The organism is Paeniroseomonas aquatica (genome assembly GCF_030409335.1).
GTDB lineage: Bacteria > Pseudomonadota > Alphaproteobacteria > Acetobacterales > Acetobacteraceae > Belnapia > Belnapia aquatica.
Genome location: NZ_JAUFPN010000178.1, coordinates 1 through 24730 on the forward strand (window position 1 = coordinate 1; position 24730 = coordinate 24730).

Here is a 24730-nt window from a genome sequence, read left to right on the forward strand (position 1 = left end):
GGGCGCGCCGGTGCCGCCGGGGGGGCCGCCAGGCCGGCCATGGCCGGCGCCGGGGCGGGGACGAGCGGCGGCCCGGCGGATGGCGCCTCTGCGGGCGGGACCGGCCCCGCCGGCAGCGGCGGCGGCCCCTGCTCCGGCAGCAGCAGCGCCAGGCCGAGGCAGGCGGCGCCGAACAGCAGGAAGGCCAGGCCGCCGGCCAGCAGCAGCTGGTGCCGCTGGCGCCGCCGCCGGGCCCGGATGCCGACCCGGGCCGGCAAGGCGGGGGAGACCTCGGTCTCCAGCGCCTGGCGGGCCATCGCGACCCAGGCATCGCCGCCGGGCAGCGCCAGCGGTGGGCCGGCGGCGAAGGCCCGCTCGACCGCGCTGTCGGCCCCGGGCAGGCGCAGGACCGGCAGGGTGCCGGGGTAGATGGCGGGGAACCGGGCCCGCTCCAGCCGTTGCCGGACCAGGGCGGCCGCCTCGACCGGGCCGCCGCAGACGGCGATGCCGAAGCGGGGATGCAGCAGCACCAGCGGCAGGACATGTCCGGCCACGCGGCAGTCCCGCACCTCGAGCCAATGCCCCTGCGGCGCCGCGGCCGAGGGGGCCAGCGGATCGGCCTCCGGCGGGGCAGCCTCCGAGGCCGTGCGGGCGGGCCCGGCGCCGAGTCCGGCCGCCATCCGCGCCTGGGCGAAGGCGGCCCGGCCGGACCGCCGCTGCGCCGGCTGGCCGCGCCGCAGCTCGGCCCCGGCGAACTCGCCGGGCGCGGCCTGGGCGCCGGTCACCCGGGCCGGCGTCATCCGGGCCTGGGAATCCCAGCCCTGGACGGGCGGGGAGGAGGTCAGCTCGGGGGATGGGACTTCGGTTGCCATGCGCTCCTGCAGGAACGGCCGGGACCGAGGGGGCGGTCCGGCCGGCTTACGCCATGGCAAAGCGGCGAGGCGGCGGCGGGTCGCATTGCGGCCCACTCACACTGCCGAGAGTCGTGTTACCGCCGGTGACGGTGCCTCAGCCCGGCTTGGCGTCGGGCGGCCCGGCGCGGGGCCGGTCGAGAAAGGCGCGCATCATCCGCCGCGGCTCGTCGCCCGCCCAGGCGGCGGCGAAGGCGGGGATGCCGGCGGCGATGGCTTGGCTGGCCGGCAGCTCCTCCCAGCGGCGGATCAGCGCCTTCTGCAGCCGCAAGGCCTGCCGCCCGGCGGCGCCGAGATGGGCGAGCCACTCCGCCAGGGCCGCATCCAGCGCCCCGGCCGGGACCACCCGTTCGAGGAAGCCCCAGTCCAGCGCCTCGGCGGCGCCGATGGTCTCGCCCAGCAGCAGCAGCCGGCGGGTGCGGCCCCAGCCGATCAGCCCCGGCAGCAGCGCCGCCTCGACGACCGAGGGAATGCCGACGCGCACTTCGGGCATGCCGAACCGGGCGTGGTCGGCGGCGAGGCGCAGGTCGCAGGCCGCCGCCAGCTCCAGCCCGGCGCCGAGGGTCCAGCCGTTGATGCGGGCGATGACCGGCGCCGGGCAATCGCGCACCGCCCGGCAGCAGCCGTGCACCTGGGTGATGAAGGCCTCGGCCGCGGCGGCGTCCTCGATCGCCGCCATGGCGCCGATATCGGCGCCGCCGACGAAGGCCTTGGGGCCGGCGCCGGTCAGCACCACGGCCTGCAGCGTGACGTCGGTGGCGAGGCTGCCCAGGGTGGTGACGAAATCCCGCATCAGCGCGGGGTTCAGGGTGTTCAGCTTGGCCTGGTGGTCGATGGTGACCCAGGCGACGCGGCCGGTCGCCGCCGACTCGCGGATCTCGGCCTGGATGGTGCCGGGCATCAGCGCGGCACCGTGAAGCCGGCGACCTGGGCATAACCCCGGGCGATGGCGGCGAGGTCGTCCATGGCGATCACATCCTCGATTCGGGTGAAGCCCCGGGGGGCGCGCTCGGCCACCACGTCGACCACCCGTTCCGGGCCGCCGCGGCGGTTGCTGGCGACCAGGGCGGCGGTCTTGGGCAGGCGCTCGGCCGCGTAGCCGGCCAGCGCCTCGGGCACCGGCCGGGAGGCCAGCAGGTCGGCCAGGCAGCGGGCATCGAGCACCGCCTGCGAGGCGCCGTTGGAGCCGACCGGGTACATCGGATGCGCCGCATCGCCGAGCAGCGTCACCCGCCCCTCGGTCCACCAGGGCAGCGGGTCGCGGTCGCACATCGGATATTCCAGCCGGGCCGGGGAGGCGCGGATCAGCGCCTCGACATCGAGGAAGGGCAGCTTCAGGCGGCGGGCCAGCGGCAGCACGTCGCGCAGCCGGCCGCGGCGGGACCAGTCCTCGCGCCGCGGCGGCGGCCCCTCGCCGCTGCCGGTGCGGGCGTAGATCACCCAGTTGGTCAGCCGGCGGTCCGGCGCGCTGCCGGGGGCGATGGGGTAGAAGACCAGCTTGGCCTCGCGGTCGCCGGCGATGAGCATGACGTCGCCGCCCTCGAAGGCCGGCCAGTCGACCGCGCCGCGCCACATCTGGATGCCCTGCCAGCGGATGCCGCCATCGGCCGGGTGCAGCAGGGCGCGCAGCGCCGAATGGATGCCGTCGGCGCCGATCAGGGCGCTGCCGCGGAGCTCGCGGGCGGTGCCGTCGGCCGCGGTGAAGGTGGCGGTGACGCCGGCCGCATCCTGGGCGAAGCCGGCCAGGCGATGGCCGCAGCGGATCGCCTCCGGGGGCAGCCGGGCCTGCACCGCCCGCCACAGCACCCCGTGCAGCCGGCCGCGGTGGATCGAGAACTGCGGCTGCGGATGCCCGGCCTGCAGCCCGCGCGGCTCGGCCCACAGGGTCTGGCCGAGGTGGTTGAGGTAGCGCAGCTCCCGGGTGCGGATGGCGACGGCATCCAGCGCCTCGAGCAGGCCGAGCGCGGCCAGTTCGGCGATGCCGTGCGGCAGGATGTTGATGCCGACGCCGAGCTCGCGGACCTCGGTCGCCGCCTCGAGGATGGTGCAGGGGATGCCGCGCTGCTGCAGCATCAGCGCCAGGGTCAGGCCGCCCACGCCGCCGCCCGCGATCAGCACCATCCGCCCTGCCCTCCCCATTGGCCGGCGATGCTAGCCCGGCCGCGGGTCGGGCGGCAGGGGCCGGGGGAGGATTCGGCGCCGCCGGTGCCCCGAAGCGGCAGCGGCACACGCAGACGTCACCAGGCGTCGAGGCGCATTCGCTCGACCGGAATCTCGCCTCATGGTTGATTATTCATAGTCCCGACCTCAACGCACCGGTCTGCCCGGACCATCCGGCACGACCGCCGCGCTGCGTACTTCGCCGGGCCGGTTTGCCTGCGCCGCGGCACTCCGCCGCGGCCGATGCCACCACGAATGGCGGTCGCCCGGGGTCCGCGCCCCGGGTGACGCGACCCAAGGAAAAACGCATGCCCATCCGGACCGTCGGCCCCACCTCCACCTATCCCTCCATCGCCGCGGCCATGCAGGTCGCCGGCCCCGGCGACAGCATCGTGCTGGAGGCCGGCTACGGCGGCGAGACGGCGACGGTCACGCGGAGCGGCCTGACGATCGACGGCGGCGCCACCTCGCTCGGCGTCGTGCTGCAGCTCGGCCTCGGCGTCGCGGCGGTCGGCCTCGCCGGCACGGCGCCGATCGCCATCCTCGATGCGCTCGATGCCAATGGCATCGTCGGCAATGCCGGCGACAACCTCATCACCGTCACGGGCGGCGCCGATGCCGTGGACGGCGGCGCCGGCACCGACCGGCTGGTGGTCGACTACCGCGCGGCGATCGGCGCGATCACCGGCGACTCCACCGCGAACTTCACCGAGGCCGGCGGCGGCGCGCGCTCCGTCACCGTCACCAGCGGCACCATCGAGCACTTCACCATCCTGACCGGCGCGGGCGCCGATACCATCACCACCGGCCCCGGCGACGACCGGATCGAGCTCGGCGCCGGGCCCAATACCGCGACGGCCGGCAACGGCGATAACACCGTCATCGGCGGCGCCGATGCCGATACCATCACCACCGGCGACGGCAACGACCTCGTCGAGGCCGGCCGGGGCGCCAATACCGTCTCCGCCGGCCAGGGCGCCAATACCGTCCTCGGCGGCGCGGACGCCGATACCATCACCGCGCTCGACGGCGGCAACCGCATCGACGGCGGCGACGGCACCAATGTCCTCACCTCGGGCGATGGCGCCGACACCATCCTCTCGGGCACCGGCTCCGACGTGATCCATGCCGGCGGCGGCGCCGATCTCGTCACCCTGCGCGGCGGAGCCGACATGGTCGATGCCGGCGCCGGCGACGACCGGCTGGTCGTCGATTACGCGGCAATGGCCACCGCCGTCTCGGGCGGCGTCACCAGTGGAACCCTGGGCTCGGGCTACACCGGCTACTTCGTCGACACGGTCGCCGCGACCGCCACCTTCCAGGCGATCGAGAATTTCACCGTCACCACCGGCAGCGGCCGCGACCTGATCGTCACCGGCGACGGCAGCGACGTGATCCAGGGCGGCGCCGGCGCCGACACGCTGGCGGGCGGCGGCGGCAACGACACAGTCGACGGCGGCCTCGGCGCGGACAACCTCTACGGCGGCGACGGCAACGACAGCCTGGTCGGCGGCGCCGACAACGGCACCGACATCCTCATCGCGGGCGCCGGCAACGATACGCTCGACGGCGCCGGCGGCCTCGGCGAGCAGGACTTCCTCGACGGCGGCGCCGGCAACGACACCTACCGGGTCGACAGCGCCGACGACCAGGTCTTCGAGGCGGCCGGCGGCGGCACCGACACGGTCATCGCCTCGGCCAGCGTCTATCTCTACCAGGACGTCGAGGCCCTGGTGCTGGCGGCCGGCACCACCGGCTACTTCGGCGTCGGCAACGACCGCGACAACAGCATCACCGGCAACGCCGGGGCCAACCTGCTGCTGGGCGGCGGCGGCAACGACGCGATCGACGGCGGCACCGGCGACGACAGTCTTTACGGCGAGGCGGGCAACGATACCCTCTCTGGCGGCGGCGGCGCCGATGCGCTGGTCGGCGGCACGGGCAACGACACCTACTTCGTCGACGGCATGGAGGACCTGATCTTCGAGAGCGCCGGCGGCGGCAGCGAGGACTTCGTCAATGCCACGGTCGGCGCCGGGCCGGACAATGCCTACTACCTCTATGCCGAGATCGAAGGGCTGCGGCTGCTGGGCAGCGCCAATGCCCAGGGCGTCGGCAACGGGCTGGACAACTTCATCCAGGGCAACGCCGGCGACAACTGGCTCTTCGGCGGCGCCGGCAACGACACCATCCTGACCGGCGGCGGCTCGGACGTGCTGTTCGGCGAGGCCGGGGCGGATACCTTCACCTTCCGCACCGCGACCGGCGCCACCGCCATCCTCGACTTCACCCATGGCGAGGACATCGTGCGGCTCGACCGGATCGGCTTCACCAGCTTCGCCCAGGTGCAGGCGGCGATGCGGGAGGTCGACGGCAGCACCGCCATCGACCTCGCCCCGGACTACCTGCTGGTGCTGACCGGAGTGGCCAATGCCACCCTGACCGAGAGCGACTTCCTCTTCACCTGACGCCGCCGGCCGTCGGCCGCCAGCGATCGGGGGCGCCCTGGTGGCGCCCCTGTTTCGTGGCGGCCGGCGATCAGCCCTGGCCCGGCCCGGCGAGCTGCCGCGGCAGGCCGGCGGGCAGGCGCTGCTGCAGCGCGGCCAGCCGGTCCCCGAGGTTGGTCGGCGGCAGCGCCTTGCCCGAGGCCGCGGCCATGGCGGCGGCGATGTTTGGGTCGTCCTGCTCCGGCTTGCTCGGGGCCAGCAGCTTCGCCTTGGCATTGGCCGCCTCGGCGACGGCCAGGTTGCGGGCGGCGTTGTCCTGCATCGCCTTCAGCGCGACCGAGAGCCCGCTGGTGGCGCTGCTGAGGCCGGCGGCCTGGCGGGCACCCTCGGCCCGGCGCTCGGCGACGTCGCGCTGCTGCTCGGCCCGGGTCATGTCGCGCTGGGCGCGGTTCAGCGCGTCGCGGGCGGATTTCAGCTTCTGCCCGGCCTGGGCGTAGGTGTCCTCGAGCATCTTTAAGAACTGGCCGGCATCCTCGGCGTCCTGGGCCTCGCGGTCCACCTCGGGCGCCATCTGCTCCAGCATGCCGACCAGGGTGCCGAGGCTGCGCTCGAGGTCGGCCTTGCGGGCCTGGTCGGCCTCGCCGGCCAGGCGCTGCTGCAGCTGCTCGGCCGCGGCCATGCGCTGGCGCGAGAGCTGGGTGATGGTCTCGGCCTCGCGCCGCTCGCGGTCATAGGCCTGGCGGGCCTCGGCGACCTGGCGGCCGAGCTGGTCGAGGTGCTGCTCCATGGTGCGCAGCTCCGCCTCGGTGGCGGCCTTGGGGTCCCAGCGGACCAGCGCCTCGACGGCGCCCTGGACGGCTTGGTCGGTCTTCACGCCGACCAGGTTGCGGAAGAAGGAGATCATGGCGGGTATCCTCGGATGGGTTGCAGGGCCAACACCGGCCCGGGCTTTCGGTTCAGCCGGCCATGGCGCCGGCGTTGATCAGCGCCACGGCGAGCTGGATGCCGACGACGACGCAGGCGGCGGCGACGTTCCCCGCCTCGATCATGCCACGCAGGCCGCGGAACAGCAGCGTGGTCAGCAGGAAGGCCAGCAGCTGCAGCACCACCGCGACGATGCCCCAGACCAGGATGTCGAGGGTGACGAGGCTGCTGGCGAGCGTGGCCGCGAGCGGGATGGCGAGCGCCACGATGGCGCCCATCAGCACGATGCCGCCGGCGGCATTGCCGGCGCGGACCAGCCGCATCTCGTGGAACGGGGTCACCGCCATGTAGCAGGCGATGCCGGCCCCGAGCAGCGCCAGGGTGATCGCCATCTGCAGGACCAGGACGGGGAGGCCGAGCCGCAGGGTGTCCAGGATGCTGTCCAAGGCGGGGATCCTCAGGTGAGGGAAAGGGAGGCGGGGTTGATGTCGATGCCGGCGCGGATCTCGACGCCGGCGCGATCGCCCGCCTCCAGCGCGGAGACGAGGATGTACTCGGCCTCGGGCGCCGGCGCGGCGGCGCCGGTCGGGGCGGCGTAGAGCATGGCCTGGAGGCGCAGCTCGCGGGTGCCCTCCAGGGTCTCGATGGTCTCCACCATGTCCCGCGGCGGCACCGGGTTGTCGCCGGGCGCCCAGGCCCGGGCATAGGTCTTGCCGTCCTTGGTCTGGAACTCGGGCCAGCCGATCATCCCCTGCTGCGGGTCGAGCCAGGCGGACCATTCGGCGGCGTCGGCCGGCGTCACCTCGTCGATGACGGCAAAGTAGCGGCATTCGTCCATCTGGCCGGCGCCATCGAGGTGGATCTGGAAGTAGCCCTGGCCATTCGGCAGGTAGAGCCGGGTCAGCTCCTCCCCGCCCTCGCGGATGCGGCCGATGGCCTGGACGCTGACCTGCGGGGTCCCCTGGGTGAAGGACGGGGCCGGGACCTTCAGCGCGGCGCCGCCCAGCAGGAAGGGCGTCGGGTCGCAGGTCAGGGTCATGCCGAGGCGGAAGCGCGGCGCGGCGCTGAAATCAGCCCCGGGACGCGGGGTGGCGGGGCGCAGGTCGCGGCCTCCGGTGGCGGGCGTGGCGGCGGCACCGGCGCGCCTGCGGCGGAAGGCCAGCAGCGCGAAGGCGCCGCCGCCGCCGAGGATCAGCAGCCAGAGCAGCGAGGGGGAGCCGGCCTCGGGCGCGGCGGCGGTGCTCGGAGTGCGGGCGTCGTCGCGCGGGGCCATGGCGACCTCGGGCGGGACATCGGGCGGCAGGTAGTTCGGGTCGCGCGGCTCGTCGCGTCGCGCCGCCAGGCGGCGGTCGAGCTCGTCAAGCTGGCGGCGGATCTCGGGATCGGCCTGCGCCTGCTGCTCCGCCTGGGCGCGCCAATCGCGGTAGCCGGGGTCGTCCTGGTGGTTGTGGAAGAAGTCGGTCGAGCCGGCGCGGCCGAGGTTGCTCAGCAGGTAGCCGAGGAAGACGCCGCTCCAGAGGCCGAAGCGGCCCTGGCCGAGCCCGCCCAGGCCGCCGGGCGAGAAGCCGCGGTCGCGGAACCAGCCGCCGTTGCGGGTGGCGGGGGCGCCGGCATAGCCGCCGCCGTAGCCGCCCTGGGTGCCGCCGCGCCGCCACCAGCCGGGGTCCGCCTGGGTGCCGGGCTGCGATCTGGGCGGCTGCGAGGTGGGGGGCAGCGGCTGCGGGTGCGTCGCCTCCTGCTGCTGCCGACGCATCCGGTTCAGCGCCTCGGAGGAGCGTTCCTGCGAATAGCCGCGGTCCCAGCCCGAGCTGGTGCCCGGCGGCAGGATCGAGGGGCGCCGCGCGCCGGGGCTGGGCAGACCATAGCCGCCGCTGCCGCCGTAACCGCCGCGGGTCGAAGGCGTCCGCGGCGCCACGCGCGGTCCGCCGAAGGAAGGGGTGCGGGCATAGCCGCCCGAGCGCGGCCGGGAATACCCGCCGCTGGAGCGTGCCTGGGCCGCCGCCTCGGTGCCGCCGCCACCGGCCAGCAGCAGGCCGAGCGGGACGGCCAGCGGCGGTTGCAGCAGCAGCGGCAGGCTGAGGAGGCAAGCACGCAGGCGCGCCGACATGCGATATCCCGTGACGACGCCCGGGCCGGCAGTATGCCGGCCCGCGGTGATCGCTGGCTCAACGGCAGGCCGGCGGGATTGTTCCGCCGAAACCGGCAGCGGCGGGGAAGAACCCCCGCCGGCCGGGATCAGATCGGGTTGGCGCCGGCGATGGGGCCGATGTCGCCGGCCAGGGTATCGGTGGCGGAGACGCTCTCGTGGTCGTCCTTCCACGAATTCCGCTGCTTCATCATCCGGCGGGCGAGGCAGGCACCGCCGACCAGGGCGGCGCCGGTGCCGAGGCCTGCGGCGAAGGCGAGGCCGGCGGCGGCCATGCCGGCGGCGGCGGTGGCGGTGGTGGCGGCACGCATGAACATGGGGGCAATCCTTCGGATGATGCCGCTAGAGGTGGGCGGCGCCCGGCAGGGGTCAACCGGGGGCCGGTGCCCGGCGGGGCTCGGGCCGCGGTTCCCGGTAGGTGAAGCCCTCCCCTGCCCCGGCCGCCTCCTCGACCGCGAGCGCCAGCAGGCCATGGTCGGGCGAGAGGGCGCAGGCGGGGTCGGTGGCGGCGGCATCGCCGGTCAGGGCGAAGGCCTGGCAGCGGCAGCCGCCCCAGTCGACCTCGGCCCGGTCGCAGCCGCGGCAGGGCTCGGGCATCCAGCCGGTGCCGCGGTAGCGGGCGAAGGCCTCGGAGCCTTCCCAGGCGGCGCGCAGCGAGGAGGTCCGGACATTGGGGAAGTCGAAGCCGGGCAGGCTTTCCGCCGCATGGCAGGGCAGGATGCGGCCGGCCGGCGAGACCGCGAGGAAGCGGCGGCCCCAGCCGCCCATGCAGGCCTTGGGGCGCTTCGCATAGTAGTCCGGCACCACGTAGTCGATGACCAGGCGGCCGCGATGGGCGGCGCGGGCGGCCTCGACGGTCGCGGTCGCGGCCTCGAGCTGGGCCCGCGTCGGCAACAGGGCGTCGCGGTTGCGCAGCGCCCATCCGTAGTACTGCACATGGGCGACCTCGAGCCGGCCGGCGCCGAGGTCCAGCGCCAGGTCGATCAGCGCCGGCAGCCGGTCGAGGTTCTGCCGGTGGACCACGGCGTTCAGCGTCAGCGGCAGGCCGGCGGCGGTGACCAGCCGGCCGACCGCGAGCTTCTTCGCATGCCCCCCGGCATAGCCGCCGATCCGGTCGGCCGAGCCGGCCTCGGCGTCCTGCACCGAGAGCTGCACATGATCGAGCCCGGCCTCGGCCAGCGCCGCCAGCCGGCCGGCATCGAGCAGCACGCCGGCGGTGATGAGGTTGGTATAGAGCCCGGCGCCGCCGGCGGCGCGGACGAGGTCGAGGATGTCGCGCCGGGCGGTGGGCTCGCCGCCGGAGAGATGCAGCTGGAGGCAGCCGAGCTCGGCGGCCTCAGCGAAGACCCGGGCCCAGGTCGCGGTGTCCAGCTCCTCGCCCGGGCCGGTGAGCGCGGTGGGGTTGGAGCAATAGGGGCAGCGCAGCGGGCAGCGGTGGGTGAGTTCGGCGAGCAGCGCCAGGGGAGCGTCGGTCATGCCGTGACAACGCCCCGGGCGGCGAGATCGTCCAGCATGGCCAGCACATCGGCCAGGATCTCGGCCCGCGGCGCGGCGAAGCGGGCGGCCAGGTCGTCGGCCAGCGCATCGACGCTGCGGGCACCGTCGAGCAGGCGGAGGATCTCGAGCGCGATCTCGTCGGGGACGAACATGCGCTCGGGGCCGAGCACCACCCATTGGCCGCGCGCCTTGTCCTCGCGCAGCCTCATGCCGCGGGCGAGGCGGGGGATGCTGCCGCCATTCACGGCCTGTAAGCGCCGGGCGGCGGCAGGGCGGGCTCCACATAGGCGAAGTGCAGCGCGTCGAGCTGGGCCCAGAGCAGGTCGCATTTGAAGCGGAGCGCCGCCATCACCTGCTCCTGCTCGGCCCGGGTGGCGGGCACGCGCTTCACGTAGTCCATGGCGAAGGCGACATCCTGCGGCGCCTGGGTCAGCCGCGGGGTGAAATAGGCCAGCGTCTCGGCCGAGACGAAGTCGTAGTTGCGCAGCATGCCGGAGACGCGCTGGGAGATGATGTCGGGGGAGAACATCTCGGTCAGCGAGGAGGCGACGGCTTCGAGCACCGAGCGGTACTTCACGAAATTCACATAGGCATCGACGGCGTAGCGGGTGCCGGGCAGCAGGCCCTCCAGCGAGACCACGTAGTCGCGGTCGAGGCCGAGGCCGTCGGTCAGCCGCAGCCAGCGCTCGACGCCGCCGGGGTGGCTGCCGTCCCCATCGTGGTCGACCAGCCGGCGGCGCCATTCGCGGCGCAGCTCGGGCGTCGGCAGCCGGGCGACGAGGGAGGCGTCCTTCGCCGGGATGCTGGCCTGGTAGTAGTAGCGGTTCAGCGCCCAGGCCTGGACCTGCGCCTTGCTCAGCCTGCCGCCGTGCAGCAGGTGATGGAAGGGGTGGAGGATGTGGTAGCGCTCGGCGCCGATGGCGCGGAGGCGGGCCTCGAGCTCCTCCGGCGGGAGCAAAGCGGTGTCGCTCACGGGACGATCTCCATGCCGTCCGCCGCGACCTCCCAGCCGGCGGCGGTGACCGCGGCGCGTTCGGGGCTGTCGGCGAGCAGGACGGGGTTGGTGTTGTTCAGATGGATGAGGATGCGGCGCCCGATCCGCAAGCCCGCCAGGGCGGCGATCGTGCCCGCCTCCCCGTCGATGCTCATGTGGCCCATGCGGGCGCCGGTCTTGGGGCCGGCGCCGGCGCGGATCATCTCGTCGTCGCGCCAGAGGGTGCCGTCGAAGAACAGGCAGTCGGCGCCCTCGATCCGGGCGGCGAGCGCGGGGGTCATGGCGGCGCAACCGGGGATGAAGACCAGGGAGCGGCCGGCGGCTGAGAGGCGGAGGCCGATGGTCTCGCCGTTGTCGGCCCGGCCGGGGTCCTGCCCCTGTTCCTGGAAGAGCGGGACCTTGCCGGGGACGGCGAAGGCCTGCAGCACCAGGCCGAGCGGGGTGCCGGCGGCGTCCGCGAGCGCCAGGGGTTCATCCAGCGGCAGGGTCCGGCGAGGGACCGTCGCAGGGTTCACCGCGAGGAAGATGGGATTGGCCGCCAGGGTCTCCAGCGCCGCCGGGGCGGCGTAGAGGGCGAAGGGGTGGCCCTCCCGCAGGGTCAGCAGGCCGGCGATGGTATCGACCTCGGCCCCGGTCAGGACCACGGCGGCGATCGGCGAGTTGCGCAGCGGCGCCGGGCGCGGGTGCAGCGCGGGGGTCGATTCGAGCTGGGCGCGGAGGTCGGGGGCGGCGTTCAGCAGCACCCAGCGCGCGCCATCGGCGGTGACGGCGAGCGAGGCCTGGGTCCGCGGCAGGGCGGCGGGGTCGCCGGCGCGGGCGCGGCGGCAGCCGGGGCCGGCCGAATTCCATTGCGGGAAGCCGCCGCCGGCGCCGGCGCCGAGGATGATGGCGCGCAGCGTCACCGGATTGCCCTGGCCATGGTCATGCGTGCCCTCCTGCGGCGCCCTCTATCGCACCGCCCTGCACTCGGGTCGATCCCGGGCGGTATGGGCCCGGCTCAGCGGCCGGGCACCGTGGCGGTGACCTCGATGGCGGCGTACCAGGCGGCGAGGTCGGCGATCTGGGCGTCGGTCAGCTCCCGCGCCATCAGGCTCATCTGCTCCTGCTGGCGGGCGCCGCTGCGGAAGGCGGCAAGCTGGGCGGCGAGGTAGGCCGGGTTCTGCCCGGCGAGGTTGGGCGCGTCCGGCTGCACCGCGATCCCGTCGTTGCCGTGGCAGACGGCGCAGCGGGCGCCAGCCAGGCGGCGGCCGGCGCGCGGGTCGGCGGCCTGCGCCGGCAGGATGGCGCAGGCGAGCAGCAACCCGAGCAGCAGCCGCATCAGCGCCGCCGGTCGTAGGAGATCCGGTAGAGGGCGCCTGCCATGTCGTCCGAGACCAGCATCGAGCCGTCCCGCAGCAGCGCCACGTCGACCGGCCGGCCGAGGTATTCGTTGGTCTCGGCATCGAGCCAGCCCTCGGCGAAGGGCTTGTGTTCGCGCACCGTGCCGTCGGCGTTGAGGAAGGTGACCATGATGCGGGCGCCGACCGGCGTGGTGCGGTTCCAGGAGCCGTGCTGGGCGTTGAAGATCGCGCCGCGGTATTCCTCGGGGAACATGCGGCCGTCGTAGAAGGTCAGGCCGAGGTCGGCGGCATGGGCCGCGGTCTCGACCATCGGCGGCACCGTCTCGGCCGGCGGCTGGGCGCTGCGGTATTCCTGGGTGCGGACGCTGCCGCCGCCGAACCAGGGGAAGCCGAAATTCTGGTTGGCCGCGGTGATGCGGTTGAGCTCGCCGGGGGGCGTGTCGTCGCCCATGCCGTCCACCTGGTTGTCGGTGAACCAGAGCTCCGGCCGCCCGGCCGGGGTGCCGGGGCGGAAGGCGATGCCGACGCTGTTGCGGATGCCGCGCGCATAGACCTCGCGGCCCTGGCCGCTGCGCTCCATGCGGATGATGCCGCCCATGCCGACGCGGTTGAAAATCTCCTGCTTGGCCGGGCTCGGCACGTTGAAGGGCTGGCCGAGCGAGACATACAGCTTGTTGTCCGGGCCGATGCGGCAGACCCGGGCGCCGTGGTTGAAGCTCTCCTCGGCGGCAGGGATGAGCTGGCCCTGCGGGACCACCATCTCGGCCGCGACATCCGGCGTTTCGTAGAAGAATTCGGCGGCGGGGAAGGCGATGACCCGGTTGTGCTCGGCGATGTAGAGGATGCCGTCGGGCGAGAAGCAGACCCCGTTCGGGACGCTGAACTGCACCGAGGGGGCGAAGACCTTCACCTCGTCGGCGACCCGGTCGCGGTCGCGGTCGGTGACCGCCCAGACCCGCTGCTTGCGGGTGCCGACGAAGATGACGCCGGAGGAGGGGCCGACGGCGATGTGCCGGGCATCCGGCACCACCGCGAAGAGCTCGATCTTGAAGCCCTCGGGCAGGCGGATCTGCTCCAGGTTGCGGCGCAGCGCATCGGCGCGGCGGCCTTCCTGGGCGACCGTCTCGATCGCCATGGAGGTGCCGGTGGTGCGGAATTGCTGCAGCCGGTCGAGGTTGCCCTGGCCGGGCGTCGGCAGCGGCCCGGTGGGCGGCGGGCGGACGTTGGGGGCGGTCTCGCCGGGGACGGCGCCGCCGGTATTGGTCTGGGCGCGCCCGGGTTGCGCCTGGTTCTGCGCCAGGGCCGGTGTCAGGGCGGGCAGTGCCGCCAGGGCCAAGCCTGCGCCGAGCAGCCACATCGATCGTTTCATGGTCGCCTCCCCCATCCTGCCGCCATCGATCCTGCCGCCGTAGCCCGGCGGTCTGTCGGACAGCATGCGCAAACCGGAGCGGATGCAGCGATGACAGTCGTGTGAGCAGGCACTGGCTCGTTCCGGGCATGAAAAAGCCCCGCGCCGGGCGAGGCCGGTGCGGGGCTTGGTCAGTGACCGCCGGAAGCGGCCGGCCAGGGTCAGCCGACCTCGGCGCAGGCGTAGCTGTTGATCTCGAGAGCGAGCGACACTTCGGTCACGCGCGGCTTCTTCCAGGCCATGAAATCCCTCCTGCGGTTGCGGCAATGCGCCGACCCCATAGTGGGGGCTGCCCCCGGCGGCATCAAGCGCTGCCGGCGGGCCTTGTCGCCGCCTTGAACCGGGGGGGGCCAGCGCCTACAGCATGGCGCGGCCCGCGCAGGCGGCCGGCAGCCAGATTGGGGAATGCAGCATGGTCTACAGGGTCGCGGTCGTCGGCGCCACCGGAGCGGTGGGGCGCGAGATGCTGAAGACCCTGGCCGAGCGGGAATTCCCGGTCGGCGAGGCGGTCGGGCTGGCCTCCCCCCGCTCGGTCGGGCAGGAGGTCTCCTTCGGCGACAAAACCGTGCTGAAGATGCGCAACCTCGAGACCTTCGACTTCAAGGGCATCGACCTGGCGCTGTTCTCGGCCGGGGCGGCGAGCGCCGCGGCGCATGCGCCGCGGGCGGCGGCGGCCGGCGCGCTGGTGATCGACAATTCCAGCCAGTTCCGCATGGATTTCGACGTGCCGCTGCTGGTGCCCGAGGTCAATCCGCAGGCGCTGAAGCGTGGGGTGAGGCGCGGGATCGTCGCCAACCCGAATTGCTCGACCATCCAGATGGTGGTGGCGCTGAAGCCGCTGCACGACATCGCGCGGGTGAAGCGGGTGGTGGTCTCGACCTACCAGTCGGTCAGCGGCGCCGGCAAGGAAGGCATGGACGAGCTGTTCAACCAGACCAAGGGCAGCTTCGTGAACGACGCGCCGACGGTCGAGCATTTCAGCAAGCCGATCGCCTTCAACTGCATCCCCCACATCGACGCCTTCATGGAGGATGGCGCGACCAAGGAGGAATGGAAGATGGCGATGGAGACGCGGAAGATCCTCGACCCCGACATCGCCGTCGTCGCCACCTGCGTCCGCGTCCCGGTCTTCATCGGCCATGCCGAGGCGGTGACCGTGGAATTCCACGACCCCATCAGCGTCGAGCAGGCTTGGGAGGCGCTGCGCGATGCGCCGGGGGTGCAGCTGGTCGACAAGCGCGAGGACGGCGGCTACGTGACGCCGCTGGAATCGGCCGGCGAGGATGCGGTCTTCGTCAGCCGCATGCGGCGCGACCCGACGGTGCCGCATGGGCTGTCCTTCTGGTGCGTGGCCGACAACCTGCGCAAGGGCGCGGCGCTGAACGCGGTGCAGATCGCCGAGCTGCTGGACCAGCAGGGGCTGATCGGCAAGCGCCGCGCGCTGGGTTGATCGGGGCCGCGCGGAATCCGCTGGCGCGGCCGCGGCGGCCCCGGCATTATTCAACCACAAATCGTAACGAACGGGCAGGCGTGACAATGGATCGCGACGCATCGCAGCCAGGCTACCGGCCGCTGGTCCCCCCGGAGCCGCCGGACCTGCTGGCGCTGCACCGGCACGGCCTCGAGATGATGACCGCGGCGAACCGCCTGGCGCTGGGCTGGATGCAGCAGGCGGCGCAGCAGCACGCGGCGCTGACCCGGCGCACCTTCGCGCAGATGACCGAGACCGCGCGCCGGGTCGCCGCCGCCGATGCGCCGCCCGAGCAGGCCCAAGCGGTGCTGGCGATGCTGGCCGATGCCCGGGCCCTCAGCCTGCAGACCGCCGAGGAGATCGCGGCGCTGATGACCCGGATGCAGGACGAGGCGACGGCGCTGCTCGACCGGTCGATGCGGCCGCCGGAGGCCTAGCCGCGCCGCAGACAGGCGGTGAGGCGCGCCAGCGCCTCCGCCAGCGTCGTGTCCTGCTGGGCGTAGCAGAGCCGGAAATGCCCCTCCCCGCCCGGGCCGAAGGCGGAGCCCGGGGCGAGGCCGACCTTGGCCTCGTGCGCCATGCGCTTGGCCGCGGCCAGGCTGTCGGTCAGGCCCTCCACCCGGAAGAAATTATAAAGGCCGCCCGCGGCGACCGGGGCGGTGATGCCGGGGATGCCGTTCAGCGCCGCCGCGGTCATGTCCCGCAGGCGGTGGAAGCGGGTGGTGAGCTCGGCGACGAAATCATCGCCCTGATCGAGGGCGGCGACGCCGGCGCGCTGGACGAAGACCGGGGCGCAGGAGGTGTTGTACTCGACGATCTTGGCGAGGCCGTCGAGCAGCGCCGGCGGCACCACCAGCCAGCCGAGCCGCCAGCCGGTCATCGCCCAGGACTTCGAGAAGCTGTTGATGCTGATGACCCGGTCCTCGGGCGTGGCGATGTCGAGGAAGGAGGGCGCGCTCGGGCCTTCGAAGTAGATCCGGTCGTAGACATCGTCGGCCAGGATCCAGGTGCCGGTGCGGCGGCAATGGTCGAGGATGGTCCGCTGCTCCGCCGCGGTGAAGGCGAAGCCGGTGGGGTTGCCGGGGGAGTTCAGCAGGGCGAGCTTCGTCGCCGGCGTGATGGCGGCGAGGAGCTGCTCCACGTCGACGCGCCAGAGGCCCTGGGAGAGGTGCAGCGGCACGGTGCGCAGCGCGGCGCCGAGGATCTGCGGGATGGCGCCGATGTTGGGCCAGTGCGGCGCCAGCGTCACCGCCTGGTCGCCGGGGTCGAGCACCGCCTGGCAGGCCAGCATGATGGCGTTCACGCCGCTGCTGGTGGCGCAGATCCGGTCCGGCGCGATGCTGCGGCCGCGGCGCTGCTGGTAGCGGGAGATCGCGGCGCGCAGTTCCTCGATGCCGAGGTTCGAGGAATAGAAGGTCTCGCCGGCCGCCAGGGAATCCGCGGCGGCGCGCCGGATGAACTCGGGCGTGGCGATGTCGCCCTCACCGATCCAGAGCGGGATGAGGCCGGGGATGCCCTGGCCCGCGTTGAAGACTTCCCGGATCCTGGAGGATTCCAGCGCGGCGATGGTGCCGCGGGGGCCGGTGGGGAGCGACATGGTCAGCGTCCGGTGAAGGTCGGCTTGCGCTTCTCGAGCATGGCGTTGACGGCCTCCCGGTGGTCCTCGGTCGTATGCGCCAGGGCCTGGAAGGCGGCGGACATCTCGAGCAGCGTGGAGAGCCGGGTATGCTGGCCCTCGCGCAGCAGCTTCTTGGTCATGCGGACCATCTCGGGCGGGTTGGCGGCGATGCGGCCGGCGAGTGCCAGGGCGGCCGCCATCAGCTCCTCATGCGGGACGACCTTGGAGACGAGGCGGACGTCCTTGGCCTCCTGCGGGCTCAGCAAATCGCCGGTGAAGCTCATCTCGGCGGCGACGGACATGCCGACCACGCGCGGCAGCAGCCAGGCGCCGCCGTCGCCGGGGACGATGCCGACCTTGACGAAGCTCTCGGCGAAGGCGGCCTTGTCGGAGGCGATGCGCATGTCGCACATGCAGGCGACGTCGAGGCCGAGGCCGATGGCCGGGCCGTTCACCGCGGCGATGGTGGGCGCGTCGCAGTCATAGAGCGCATTGGCCATGGCCTGGACGCCGCGGCGGTAGTTCTCCCGCACGTCGGCATGGCTGCCTTCCAGGATGCCCTTCCGGTCACGCATGGCCTTGAGGTCGCCGCCGGCGCAGAAGGCGGTGCCGGCGCCGGTGAGGATGACGCAGCGCACCGAGCGGTCGCGGTTCACCCGGTGGACGGCGGCGACGACGTCGTCGCAATCCTGGAAGGTGGAGATGGCGTTGCGCTTCTCCGGCGCGTTCAGGGTGAGCGTGACGATCGGGCCATCCTGCTCGTACTTCACGTAGTCGGTCATGCGGCGGTTTCCTCGTCTCGGCTGGTCAGGTCGGCCCAGAGATTGCTGCCGCCACGGGCGAGCGCGACGGTGCCGATCCGGCTGGCCCAGAGCCGCTCGGGCCCGGCGCCGTCGCGCCAGCCCCATAGGCGGCGGGTGTGGAGGTGCAGCGGGTGTTCGTCGGTGAAGCCGATGGCGGCGTGCACCTGATGGACGATGTCGGCGGCGATGCCGGCGGCCTCGCCGGCCACCACCTTGGCGCTGGCGATCTCGAATTCGGCGCCGGCCAGGCCACGGCGGTCGGCGGCGCGGCCGGCGTTGGTGACGGCGACGGCGGTGGCGGCGACCTCGCCGGCGCAGCGGGCGAGAAGCTGCTGCACCGCCTGGAAGCCGCCGATGGCGCGGCCGAACTGTTTGCGGGTATTGGCGTAGTCGACGGTCATGTCGAGCACCGCCTCCAGCGCGCCGGCGATGCGGGCGGCATTCAGCAGGGCGCCGGCGAGCAGCGCGGCATCGGGGCCATGGGCGGCGGGCAGCCGGCCTTCGGTGAGGGCGGGGCCAAGGCTCGGCCGGTCGGCCGGCTCACGGGCGATGAGGCCCCTGCCCTGCTGCCAGCCGGTCGGGGCATGGAGGGCCACCGCGCCCCCCGGCGCCACCGCCAGATGGCTCGCCCGGCGGCCCCAGGCGACGGGCTCCGATCCGATGCCGAGGCCGATGAAGCCAGCGGGCGCGGCGATGCCGGCGGCCGAGAGCAGCGCCGCCGCGGCCATGCTCTCACCCAGCGGGATCGGGGCGGCGTGGCGGCCGAGCACGTGCCAGACGGCGGCCGCATCGGCCCAGCCGAGGCCGGCGCCGCCCTGGTCCTCCGGCACCATCGCCAGCGGCAGGCCGAGCGCCTCGGCCTCGGCCCAGAGAGCTTCGGGCCAGGTGCCGGCTTCCGCGGCGCGGAGCAGGGCGGGGCTGGTGCGGTCGGCCAGCAGGCGTTCGACCTGCTCGACCAGGATGTCGCGGATCTCGCTCATGGTCAGCGGAGCCCCAGCTGGCGGGCGATGATGCCGCGCAGGATTTCGCGGGTGCCGCCGCGCAGGCTGTAGCTGCGGGCGACCATGGTCATCAGGCCCAGCATCTCCTGCACCTGCGGCGGGGTGCGGGCGGGGTCGATCAGGGTGCGGAGTTTCTCCGGCAGGGCCTGCTCGTAGTCGTTGCCGGCATCCTTCACCAGGGCGGCCTCGCGCGCCGGGGTCTTGCCGTCCTGCAGCATGCCGGCGACGGCCAGCGACATCTGGCGCAGCGTCCCGGCGCGGGCCAGCAGCCGGCCGACCGCCTCGGGGGCGGCGGGTTCGGCGCGGAGGTCGTCCAGCGCCTCGGTCAGCAGCGGCAGGGACGACAGGTAGCGTTCGGGGCCGGCGCGCTCGAAGGCCAGCTCGGCGGTCGCCTGTTCCCAGCCCTGGCCCTCGGTGCCGACCAGCATGCTGTCGGGGACGAAGACGTCGTCGAAGGTGATTTCGTTGAAGCCCTCCTCGCCCACCAGGTCGAGGATGGGGCGGATCGAGATGCCCGACAGGCGGCAATCGACGAGGAACTGGCTGAGGCCCTGGTGGCGGGCCTTGGGGTCCTGGGCCGGGCCGGTCCGCAGCAGGGCGATCATGAAGTCGCAGCGGTGGGCGTTGGTGGTCCAGACCTTGCGGCCGTTGATGCGCCAGCCGCCGGGGACCTTCTCGGCCCGGGTGCGCAGGCTGGCGAGGTCGGAGCCGCTGTCGGGCTCGGAGAGGCCGATGGCGAAGGCCAGCTCGCCGCGGATGATGCGGGGGAGGAATTCGCGGCGCTGCTCCTCGGTGCCGAGGCGGAGGATGAGGGGGCCGGATTGCCGGTCGCCGATCCAATGGGCGCCGACCGGGGCGCCGACGGCCAGCATTTCCTCGAGCACCACGTAGCGTTCCATGGCGCTGCGCTCGCCGCCGCCGTAGGCCGCGGGCCAGGTCATGCCGATCCAGCCGCGCTTGCCCACTTCGCGGGAGAAGTCCCGGTCGAAGCCCATCCAGGAATAGGCCGGGACGATCGGCGGCCAGTCGCGCCCGGCCTCGGCCAGGAAGGCGCGGAGGGTGGCGCGGAGGGCGGGCGCGCCCGCCGGGGTATCCCTGAGGTCGAAGCGGAGCCCCGCCATGCCGTCTCTCCCGAGGTTTGTCTTGGCGGTCTAGGTGGCGCAGATCGGCGCGGGGCGCCAGCCCCCCGGCGTGAGGTTCAGCCGGCGGCGGCGCGTTCCAGGGCGGCGATGTCGAGCTTCACCATCTGGGTCATGGCGGCGAAGGCGCGGGCGGCGACGGCGGGGTCGGGGTCGGCGAGGAGGCGGGGCAAGGCCTCGGGGACGATCTGCCAGGGGATGCCCCAGCGGTCGCGCAGCCAGCCGCACTGGATGGCGGCGCCGCCATCGGCGGTGAGCGCGGCCCAGAGGCGGTCGACCTCGGCCTGGTCGGGGCATTCGACCGAGATGGAGGCGGCGGTGCCGTAGTCGGCGGGGGTGCCGCCGTTGAGGGCCTGGTAGCGCTGGCCGGCGAGGGTGAAGGACAGGAGGATGACCTCGCCCGCCTGGCCGCCGGGCCAGTCGCCGGGCGAGCGCATGGTATGGGTGATGTCGGAGCCGGGAATGAGCGAGACGTAGAAGCGGACGGCGGCTTCCGCGTCCTTGCCGAACCAGAGGCAGGTGCTGACCTTGGCCATGGAACAGTTTCCCTTCCTGGGTTTTTTGGTTCGATAGCACATCCTGCCAACTGATGGCGCGGTCCGGGGCCAAGCTTTGGCCCCGGGGTGGGGTTGGACGCACTGCGTTCAACGGGCAGCGTCCCAGCCTTGCCTTCCCCCTCCCACAAGGCTTTGCTCCCCCATGAAGCGAATGGGGTGGCAACGTGGATAAATTCGGCATTGGCCAACCGGTGCGGCGCAAGGAGGATGTCCGGCTGCTGACCGGGCGTGGCACCTATACCGACGACATCAACGCCCCCGGCCAGGCGCATGCCTACGTGCTCCGCAGCCCGCATGCGCATGCGCGGATCGTTGCGATCGATGTCGCGGCCGCGCAGGCGGCGCCGGGGGTGGTGGCGGTGCTGACCGGGCGGGATGCGGCCGCCGACGGGATCGGGCACTTCCCGGTCATGGTCGACGTGCCGGGCAAGGGCGGGGCCAAGCTCTTCCCGACGCCGCGAGAGATGCTGCAGACCACCAAGGTGCGCTTCGTCGGCGACCCGGTGGCGCTGGTCGTGGCCGAGAGCCGGGCCGAGGCGCAGGACGCGGCTGAGCTGATCGAGGTGGAGTACGAGATCCTGCCGAGCGTCACCGACACGGGCGGGGCGCTGGACGCCGATGCGCCGGTGATCTGGGAGGAGCATGGCAGCAACCTCTGCGTGCTCTGGGACAGCGGGCGGGAGGTGGAGGCGGAGGCCGGCTTCGCCGGGGCGGCGGCGACCGTTTCGATCGAGCTGGTGCAGAACCGGCTGGTCGGCAACCCGATGGAGCCGCGGGTCGCGCTCGGACAATACGATGCGGCGACGGAGAGTTACACGCTGCATTCGCCGACCCAGGGGGTGATGCGGGTGCAGGACGGGCTGGCGAGGCTGATCCTGAAGGTGCCGAAGGAGAAGCTGCGGGTGATCTCGCCGGATGTCGGCGGCGGCTTCGGGCTGCGGGGGAAGATCTTCCCCGAATCCGGGATGGTGTTGTGGGCGGCGAAGAAGCTCGGGCGGCCGGTGAAGTGGATCAGCGGCAGGACCGAGACCTTCCAGTGCGACCCGCATGGGCGGGACCATGTGACACGGGCCGAGATGGCGCTCGGTGCCGATGGCAAGGTGCTCGGCGTCAAGATCCGCACCTTGGCGGCGATGGGCGCCTATCTGCAGGATTTCGGGCCGCGGGTGCCGACGGTCGCCGGCGGGCGGATCATGGGCACGGTCTACGACATCCAGGCGCTGAACTGCCAGGTGAGCTGCGTCTTCACCAATACCACGCCGACCGACGCCTATCGCGGCGCCGGGCGGCCGGAGCAGGCCTATGTGCTGGAGCGGCTGCTCGATCAGGGCGCCGCGGCGCTCGGTATCGGGCGGGACGAGATCCGGCGGCGCAACTACATCCGGCCGGAGCAGATCCCCTATACCAACGTGGTCGGCAATGCGATCGACAGCGGGCTCTTCGCCGAGACCCAGGCGATGGCGCTGACGCTGGCGGATTGGGACGGCTTCCCGGCGCGCAAGGCGGCCGCCGCCGCGCAGGGGAAGCGGCGCGGGATCGGGATCGGCTATTTCATCGAGGCCTCGGGCGGGCAGCCGAGCGAATGGGCGCGGGTGCGGTTCGAGCCGGACGGGATGGTCTCGGTCACCGTCGGCACCTTCAGCCACGGCCAGGGGCATGAGACGGCCTATGCCCAGGTGCTGCACGACAAGCTCGGCGTACCCTTCGAGAAGGTGCGGCTGGTGCAGGGCGACACCGCCGTGGTCGAGCAGGGCAACGGCACCGGCGGCTCGCGGTCCTCGCAGATGGGGGGCGTGGCGATCAGCCGGGCCTCGGAGCTGGTGGTCGCCAAGGGGCGGCGGCTGGCGGCGCAGCTGCTGGAGGCCGGGGTCGATGACGTGGAATTCGACCGCGGCACCTTCCGGGTGGCCGGCACCGACCTGAGCGTCGGCTGGGACCGGGTGTACGAGGCGGCGCAGAGCCCGCCCGATGGCGAGGCGCCGGGCCTCGACGAGGCCCTGCTCTATACCCGCAACACCGAATGCAATTTCCCCAATGGCTGCCACGTGGCCGAGGTGGAGATCGACGCGGAGACCGGGCAGGTCAGCATCGTGCGCTATGCGGCGGTGGACGACGTGGGCAATGTCATCAACCCGATGCTGGTGCATGGGCAGAGCCATGGCGGCATCATGTCCGGCATCGGCCAGGCGCTGCTGGAACATGCGCTCTACGACAAGGAGAGCGGCCAGTTCCTGACCGCCACCTTCCAGGACTACTGCATGCCGCGGGCGGCGGATGCGCCGGACTTCGACCTCGGCTTCAACATCGTGCCCTGCCCGAACAACGACCTCGGGGTGAAGGGCGCCGGCGAGGGCGGCGCCTGCGGCGCGCCGCCGGCCATCGTCTCGGCCATCTGCGACGCGCTCGAGGTCGGGCATATCGACATGCCGGTCACGCCGGAGAAGGTCTGGCGGGTGCTCGCCGGCAAGGCGGCGGCATGAGCCAGGCCTTCATCCCCGCCACCTTCATCCGCGGCGGCTCCTCGAAGGGCGTGTTCTTCCACGCGCGGGACTTGCCGGCCGACCGCGCGGCGATCGATCCGATCCTTCTCGGCGTGCTCGGCAGCCCGGATCCCTACGGCCGGCAGCTCGACGGCATGGGGGGCGGCATCTCCTCGCTGTCCAAGGGCGTCATCATCGGGCCGCCGACGCACCCGGAGGCGGACGTCGACTACACCTTCGCCCAGGTGGCGGTGGACAGGCCGGTGGTCGACTGGAAGGGCAATTGCGGCAACCTCTCCTCGGCCGTCGGGCCCTTCGCGGTGGATGAGGGGCTGGTGCCCGCGGCGGATGGCGAGGCGCTGGTCCGCATCCATCAGGTGAACACGCGCAAGATCATCCATGCCCGCTTCCCGGTGCGCGACGGCCGCGCCGAGGTGCGGGGCGACTTCGCCATCGCCGGCGTCGCCGGGACCGGGGCGCGCATCCGGCTCGACTTCCTCTCGCCCGGCGGGTCGCAGACCCCGGCCCTGCTGCCGAGCGGCCGCGTGGTCGATGTGCTTGACGTGCCCGGCTTCGGGCCGCTGCGGGCGAGCCTGGTGGATGCGGCGAATCCGGCGGCCTTCGTCGATGCAGGGGATCTCGGGCTGAGCGGGGCGGAGAGCCCGGATGAGATCGAGGCGCGGCCGGACCTCATGGCGCTGCTCGACCGCATCCGGCGGATCGCGGGCGTGGCGATGGGGCTGGGGGCGACGCCGGAGGCGGTGGGGCTGGCCAGTCCGCGCATCGCCTTCGTCGCCGGGCCGCTGGCGGCGCGGACGCTGGATGGGCTGGTGCTGGACCCGGCCGGGCATGACGTCACGGTGCGGATGCTCTCGATGGAGCGGCCGCACCGGGCGGTGCCGATGACTGGGGCCATGGGCCTCGCCGTCGCCTGCCGGATCGAGGGCAGCATCCCGCATGTGCTGGCGACCCGCGGGGTGCGGCCGGAGGAGATCCGGGTGGCGCATCCCTCCGGCATGCTGACGGTCGGCGCCGAGGTGCGCTGCGGCGAGGCCGGCTGGCAGGCCGACAGCGCCGTGGTCTTCCGCACCCAGCGGCGGCTGATGCAGGGGGCGGTGGCGCTGCGGTGACCCGCCGGGCGGATGTTCTGCGGCCGGCCGGTGGCCTGGGCCGGGCCGCCCTCGCGCTGGTCCTCGCGCTGGTCCTGGCGCAGCCCGTGGCGGCGCGGGCCGCCGGGGACCCGCTCGAGGACTGGAACCGCCGGGTCCATGCCGCCAATGCCCGGTTGCAGGCCCAGATCCTGGCGCCGCTCGCCCGCGCCTATGTCGCGGCCACCCCGGCCTGGGTGCGGCAGGGCGCCGGCAACATCCTGGCCAACCTCGGGGAGCCGCTGACCGCCCTCAGCAGCCTGGCGGGCGGCGAGCCGGGCCAGGCGGCGCATGCGGCGGCGCGGGTCGGCATCAACTCGACCCTCGGCCTGGGCGGCCTGCGGGACCGCGCCGCCGCGATGGGCTATTCGCGCCAGAGCTTCACTTTGGCCGATGCGGCATGCGGCTGGGGCGTGCCGGCCGGGCCCTACCTGGTGCTGCCGCTGATCGGGCCCTCCACCCTGCGGGATGCGGCGGCGCTCCTGGCCACCAGCACGGCGCTGTCGCAGGCGCTCGGGACCGAGCCGGTGCTGGCCTGGAGCGGCGGCGACCTCTTCCTCGGCTATGCCGCGGCGCACGAGGACCTGGCCCGCATCGAGGCCGAGGCGCTCGATGCCTATGCCGTGCTTCGCAGCGCCTATCTCCAGCGGCGGGCCAGCCGCTGCCCGGCCGACCGGCTCCCGCCAGCGGCGGAGGCCGACTGACGC

General features: G+C 73.4%; 24 protein-coding genes and 1 pseudogene. 6 read left to right on the forward strand and 19 right to left on the reverse strand.

Annotated elements, in window-relative coordinates; all coding sequences use genetic code 11:
* From QWZ14_RS19255 to QWZ14_RS19265, 3 genes and pseudogenes are all read right to left on the reverse strand, one after another.
* Positions 1-851: pseudogene (locus tag QWZ14_RS19255) on the reverse strand (hypothetical protein); the annotation flags it as partial.
* Positions 852-987: 136 nt separating this feature from the next.
* Positions 988-1791 (reverse strand): enoyl-CoA hydratase, encoded by an 804-nt coding sequence (locus tag QWZ14_RS19260; protein ID WP_290318442.1) that lies wholly within the window; start codon positions 1789-1791, stop codon positions 988-990.
* Entirely contained in the window at positions 1791-3011 is a 1221-nt protein-coding gene (locus QWZ14_RS19265; RefSeq protein ID WP_290318443.1) for a flavin-dependent oxidoreductase, read from the reverse strand. The genes QWZ14_RS19260 and QWZ14_RS19265 overlap by 1 nt, the downstream gene beginning before the upstream one ends.
* Before the next feature lie 347 nt (positions 3012-3358).
* Between QWZ14_RS19265 and QWZ14_RS19270 the strand changes: the two genes are divergently transcribed.
* On the forward strand, positions 3359-5518 hold the full coding sequence (locus QWZ14_RS19270; RefSeq protein WP_290318444.1) for a beta strand repeat-containing protein: 2160 nt from the start codon (positions 3359-3361) through the stop codon (positions 5516-5518).
* Positions 5519-5588: 70 nt separating this feature from the next.
* Here the strand turns inward: QWZ14_RS19270 and QWZ14_RS19275 are convergent, their stop codons facing one another.
* From QWZ14_RS19275 to pqqA, 11 genes are all read right to left on the reverse strand, one after another.
* Positions 5589-6401: a hypothetical protein gene (locus QWZ14_RS19275; RefSeq protein ID WP_290318446.1), complete on the reverse strand. Its 813-nt coding sequence runs from the start codon at positions 6399-6401 to the stop codon at positions 5589-5591.
* A 52-nt stretch (positions 6402-6453) separates the two neighbouring features.
* The gene (locus tag QWZ14_RS19280) at positions 6454-6867 is read right to left on the reverse strand and encodes a DUF350 domain-containing protein (RefSeq protein ID WP_290318447.1); all 414 of its coding nucleotides are present in this window, start codon (positions 6865-6867) and stop codon (positions 6454-6456) included.
* 11 nt (positions 6868-6878) lie between these two features.
* Positions 6879-8528: a DUF2491 family protein gene (locus QWZ14_RS19285; RefSeq protein ID WP_290318448.1), complete on the reverse strand. Its 1650-nt coding sequence runs from the start codon at positions 8526-8528 to the stop codon at positions 6879-6881.
* Between the two features lie 128 nt (positions 8529-8656).
* Positions 8657-8884, reverse strand: coding sequence for a hypothetical protein (locus tag QWZ14_RS19290; protein WP_290318449.1), 228 nt, complete (start codon positions 8882-8884; stop codon positions 8657-8659).
* Positions 8885-8936: 52 nt separating this feature from the next.
* A complete protein-coding gene (gene pqqE, locus QWZ14_RS19295; protein WP_290318450.1) occupies positions 8937-10043 on the reverse strand; it encodes a pyrroloquinoline quinone biosynthesis protein PqqE in 1107 nt (368 codons plus the stop codon).
* Positions 10040-10309, reverse strand: a complete 270-nt coding sequence (pqqD, locus tag QWZ14_RS19300; RefSeq protein WP_290318451.1) for a pyrroloquinoline quinone biosynthesis peptide chaperone PqqD — start codon at positions 10307-10309, stop codon at positions 10040-10042. The genes pqqE and pqqD overlap by 4 nt, the downstream gene beginning before the upstream one ends.
* Positions 10306-11037 (reverse strand): pyrroloquinoline-quinone synthase PqqC, encoded by a 732-nt coding sequence (gene pqqC, locus QWZ14_RS19305; protein WP_290318452.1) that lies wholly within the window; start codon positions 11035-11037, stop codon positions 10306-10308. Before pqqC ends, pqqD begins: the two co-directional genes overlap by 4 nt.
* Positions 11034-11954 carry a pyrroloquinoline quinone biosynthesis protein PqqB gene (pqqB, locus tag QWZ14_RS19310; RefSeq protein WP_290318556.1) on the reverse strand — a complete coding sequence of 307 codons (921 nt, stop codon included), beginning with the start codon at positions 11952-11954 and terminating at the stop codon, positions 11034-11036. The genes pqqC and pqqB overlap by 4 nt, the downstream gene beginning before the upstream one ends.
* A gap of 101 nt (positions 11955-12055) precedes the next feature.
* Positions 12056-12376, reverse strand: coding sequence for a c-type cytochrome (locus QWZ14_RS19315; protein WP_290318453.1), 321 nt, complete (start codon positions 12374-12376; stop codon positions 12056-12058).
* Positions 12376-13767 carry a PQQ-dependent sugar dehydrogenase gene (locus QWZ14_RS19320; protein WP_290318454.1) on the reverse strand — a complete coding sequence of 464 codons (1392 nt, stop codon included), beginning with the start codon at positions 13765-13767 and terminating at the stop codon, positions 12376-12378. The genes QWZ14_RS19315 and QWZ14_RS19320 overlap by 1 nt, the downstream gene beginning before the upstream one ends.
* Before the next feature lie 200 nt (positions 13768-13967).
* Entirely contained in the window at positions 13968-14111 is a 144-nt protein-coding gene (gene pqqA, locus QWZ14_RS32025) for a pyrroloquinoline quinone precursor peptide PqqA (RefSeq protein WP_353959325.1), read from the reverse strand.
* 107 nt (positions 14112-14218) lie between these two features.
* Here pqqA and QWZ14_RS19325 point away from each other — a divergent pair, with 107 nt between their 5' ends.
* Both QWZ14_RS19325 and QWZ14_RS19330 read left to right on the forward strand, forming a co-directional pair.
* Entirely contained in the window at positions 14219-15256 is a 1038-nt protein-coding gene (locus tag QWZ14_RS19325) for an aspartate-semialdehyde dehydrogenase (RefSeq protein ID WP_290318455.1), read from the forward strand.
* Between the two features lie 86 nt (positions 15257-15342).
* Positions 15343-15714 (forward strand): phasin family protein, encoded by a 372-nt coding sequence (locus QWZ14_RS19330; RefSeq protein ID WP_290318457.1) that lies wholly within the window; start codon positions 15343-15345, stop codon positions 15712-15714.
* Here QWZ14_RS19330 and QWZ14_RS19335 read toward each other — a convergent pair.
* The 5 genes from QWZ14_RS19335 to QWZ14_RS19355 form a co-directional block, all read right to left on the reverse strand.
* A complete protein-coding gene (locus tag QWZ14_RS19335; RefSeq protein WP_290318458.1) occupies positions 15711-16874 on the reverse strand; it encodes a pyridoxal phosphate-dependent aminotransferase in 1164 nt (387 codons plus the stop codon). The genes QWZ14_RS19330 and QWZ14_RS19335 overlap by 4 nt on opposite strands.
* Before the next feature lie 2 nt (positions 16875-16876).
* On the reverse strand, positions 16877-17677 hold the full coding sequence (locus tag QWZ14_RS19340; protein ID WP_290318459.1) for a crotonase/enoyl-CoA hydratase family protein: 801 nt from the start codon (positions 17675-17677) through the stop codon (positions 16877-16879).
* A complete protein-coding gene (locus tag QWZ14_RS19345; protein WP_290318460.1) occupies positions 17674-18678 on the reverse strand; it encodes an acyl-CoA dehydrogenase family protein in 1005 nt (334 codons plus the stop codon). Before QWZ14_RS19345 ends, QWZ14_RS19340 begins: the two co-directional genes overlap by 4 nt.
* Positions 18679-18680: 2 nt before the next feature.
* Positions 18681-19820 carry an acyl-CoA dehydrogenase family protein gene (locus QWZ14_RS19350; protein WP_290318461.1) on the reverse strand — a complete coding sequence of 380 codons (1140 nt, stop codon included), beginning with the start codon at positions 19818-19820 and terminating at the stop codon, positions 18681-18683.
* 77 nt (positions 19821-19897) lie between these two features.
* Positions 19898-20374, reverse strand: coding sequence for a VOC family protein (locus QWZ14_RS19355; protein WP_290318462.1), 477 nt, complete (start codon positions 20372-20374; stop codon positions 19898-19900).
* A gap of 185 nt (positions 20375-20559) precedes the next feature.
* On the opposite strand from QWZ14_RS19355, the gene QWZ14_RS19360 reads away from it, so the two are divergent.
* From QWZ14_RS19360 to QWZ14_RS19370, 3 genes are read left to right on the forward strand one after another with little or no spacing between them, the layout of a single operon-like run.
* Complete coding sequence (locus QWZ14_RS19360) at positions 20560-22875, forward strand: xanthine dehydrogenase family protein molybdopterin-binding subunit (RefSeq protein WP_290318463.1); 2316 nt, start codon at positions 20560-20562, stop codon at positions 22873-22875.
* The gene (locus QWZ14_RS19365; protein ID WP_290318464.1) at positions 22872-24005 is read left to right on the forward strand and encodes a 2-methylaconitate cis-trans isomerase PrpF family protein; all 1134 of its coding nucleotides are present in this window, start codon (positions 22872-22874) and stop codon (positions 24003-24005) included. The genes QWZ14_RS19360 and QWZ14_RS19365 overlap by 4 nt, the downstream gene beginning before the upstream one ends.
* Positions 24002-24727 carry a VacJ family lipoprotein gene (locus QWZ14_RS19370; protein ID WP_290318465.1) on the forward strand — a complete coding sequence of 242 codons (726 nt, stop codon included), beginning with the start codon at positions 24002-24004 and terminating at the stop codon, positions 24725-24727. The genes QWZ14_RS19365 and QWZ14_RS19370 overlap by 4 nt, the downstream gene beginning before the upstream one ends.
* Positions 24728-24730 lie beyond the last annotated feature (3 nt).

Coding starts and splice junctions, on each gene's coding strand:
- QWZ14_RS19260 (WP_290318442.1), bottom strand. CDS start 1,791: ATGCCCGGCACCATCCAGGCCGAGATCCGCGAGTCGGCGGCGACCGGC.
- QWZ14_RS19265 (WP_290318443.1), bottom strand. CDS start 3,011: ATGGTGCTGATCGCGGGCGGCGGCGTGGGCGGCCTGACCCTGGCGCTG.
- QWZ14_RS19270 (WP_290318444.1), top strand. CDS start 3,359: ATGCCCATCCGGACCGTCGGCCCCACCTCCACCTATCCCTCCATCGCC.
- QWZ14_RS19275 (WP_290318446.1), bottom strand. CDS start 6,401: ATGATCTCCTTCTTCCGCAACCTGGTCGGCGTGAAGACCGACCAAGCC.
- QWZ14_RS19285 (WP_290318448.1), bottom strand. CDS start 8,528: ATGTCGGCGCGCCTGCGTGCTTGCCTCCTCAGCCTGCCGCTGCTGCTG.
- QWZ14_RS19290 (WP_290318449.1), bottom strand. CDS start 8,884: ATGTTCATGCGTGCCGCCACCACCGCCACCGCCGCCGCCGGCATGGCC.
- pqqE (WP_290318450.1), bottom strand. CDS start 10,043: ATGACCGACGCTCCCCTGGCGCTGCTCGCCGAACTCACCCACCGCTGC.
- QWZ14_RS19315 (WP_290318453.1), bottom strand. CDS start 12,376: ATGCGGCTGCTGCTCGGGTTGCTGCTCGCCTGCGCCATCCTGCCGGCG.
- QWZ14_RS19320 (WP_290318454.1), bottom strand. CDS start 13,767: ATGAAACGATCGATGTGGCTGCTCGGCGCAGGCTTGGCCCTGGCGGCA.
- pqqA (WP_353959325.1), bottom strand. CDS start 14,111: ATGCCGCCGGGGGCAGCCCCCACTATGGGGTCGGCGCATTGCCGCAAC.
- QWZ14_RS19325 (WP_290318455.1), top strand. CDS start 14,219: ATGGTCTACAGGGTCGCGGTCGTCGGCGCCACCGGAGCGGTGGGGCGC.
- QWZ14_RS19330 (WP_290318457.1), top strand. CDS start 15,343: ATGGATCGCGACGCATCGCAGCCAGGCTACCGGCCGCTGGTCCCCCCG.
- QWZ14_RS19335 (WP_290318458.1), bottom strand. CDS start 16,874: ATGTCGCTCCCCACCGGCCCCCGCGGCACCATCGCCGCGCTGGAATCC.
- QWZ14_RS19340 (WP_290318459.1), bottom strand. CDS start 17,677: ATGACCGACTACGTGAAGTACGAGCAGGATGGCCCGATCGTCACGCTC.
- QWZ14_RS19345 (WP_290318460.1), bottom strand. CDS start 18,678: ATGAGCGAGATCCGCGACATCCTGGTCGAGCAGGTCGAACGCCTGCTG.
- QWZ14_RS19350 (WP_290318461.1), bottom strand. CDS start 19,820: ATGGCGGGGCTCCGCTTCGACCTCAGGGATACCCCGGCGGGCGCGCCC.
- QWZ14_RS19355 (WP_290318462.1), bottom strand. CDS start 20,374: ATGGCCAAGGTCAGCACCTGCCTCTGGTTCGGCAAGGACGCGGAAGCC.
- QWZ14_RS19365 (WP_290318464.1), top strand. CDS start 22,872: ATGAGCCAGGCCTTCATCCCCGCCACCTTCATCCGCGGCGGCTCCTCG.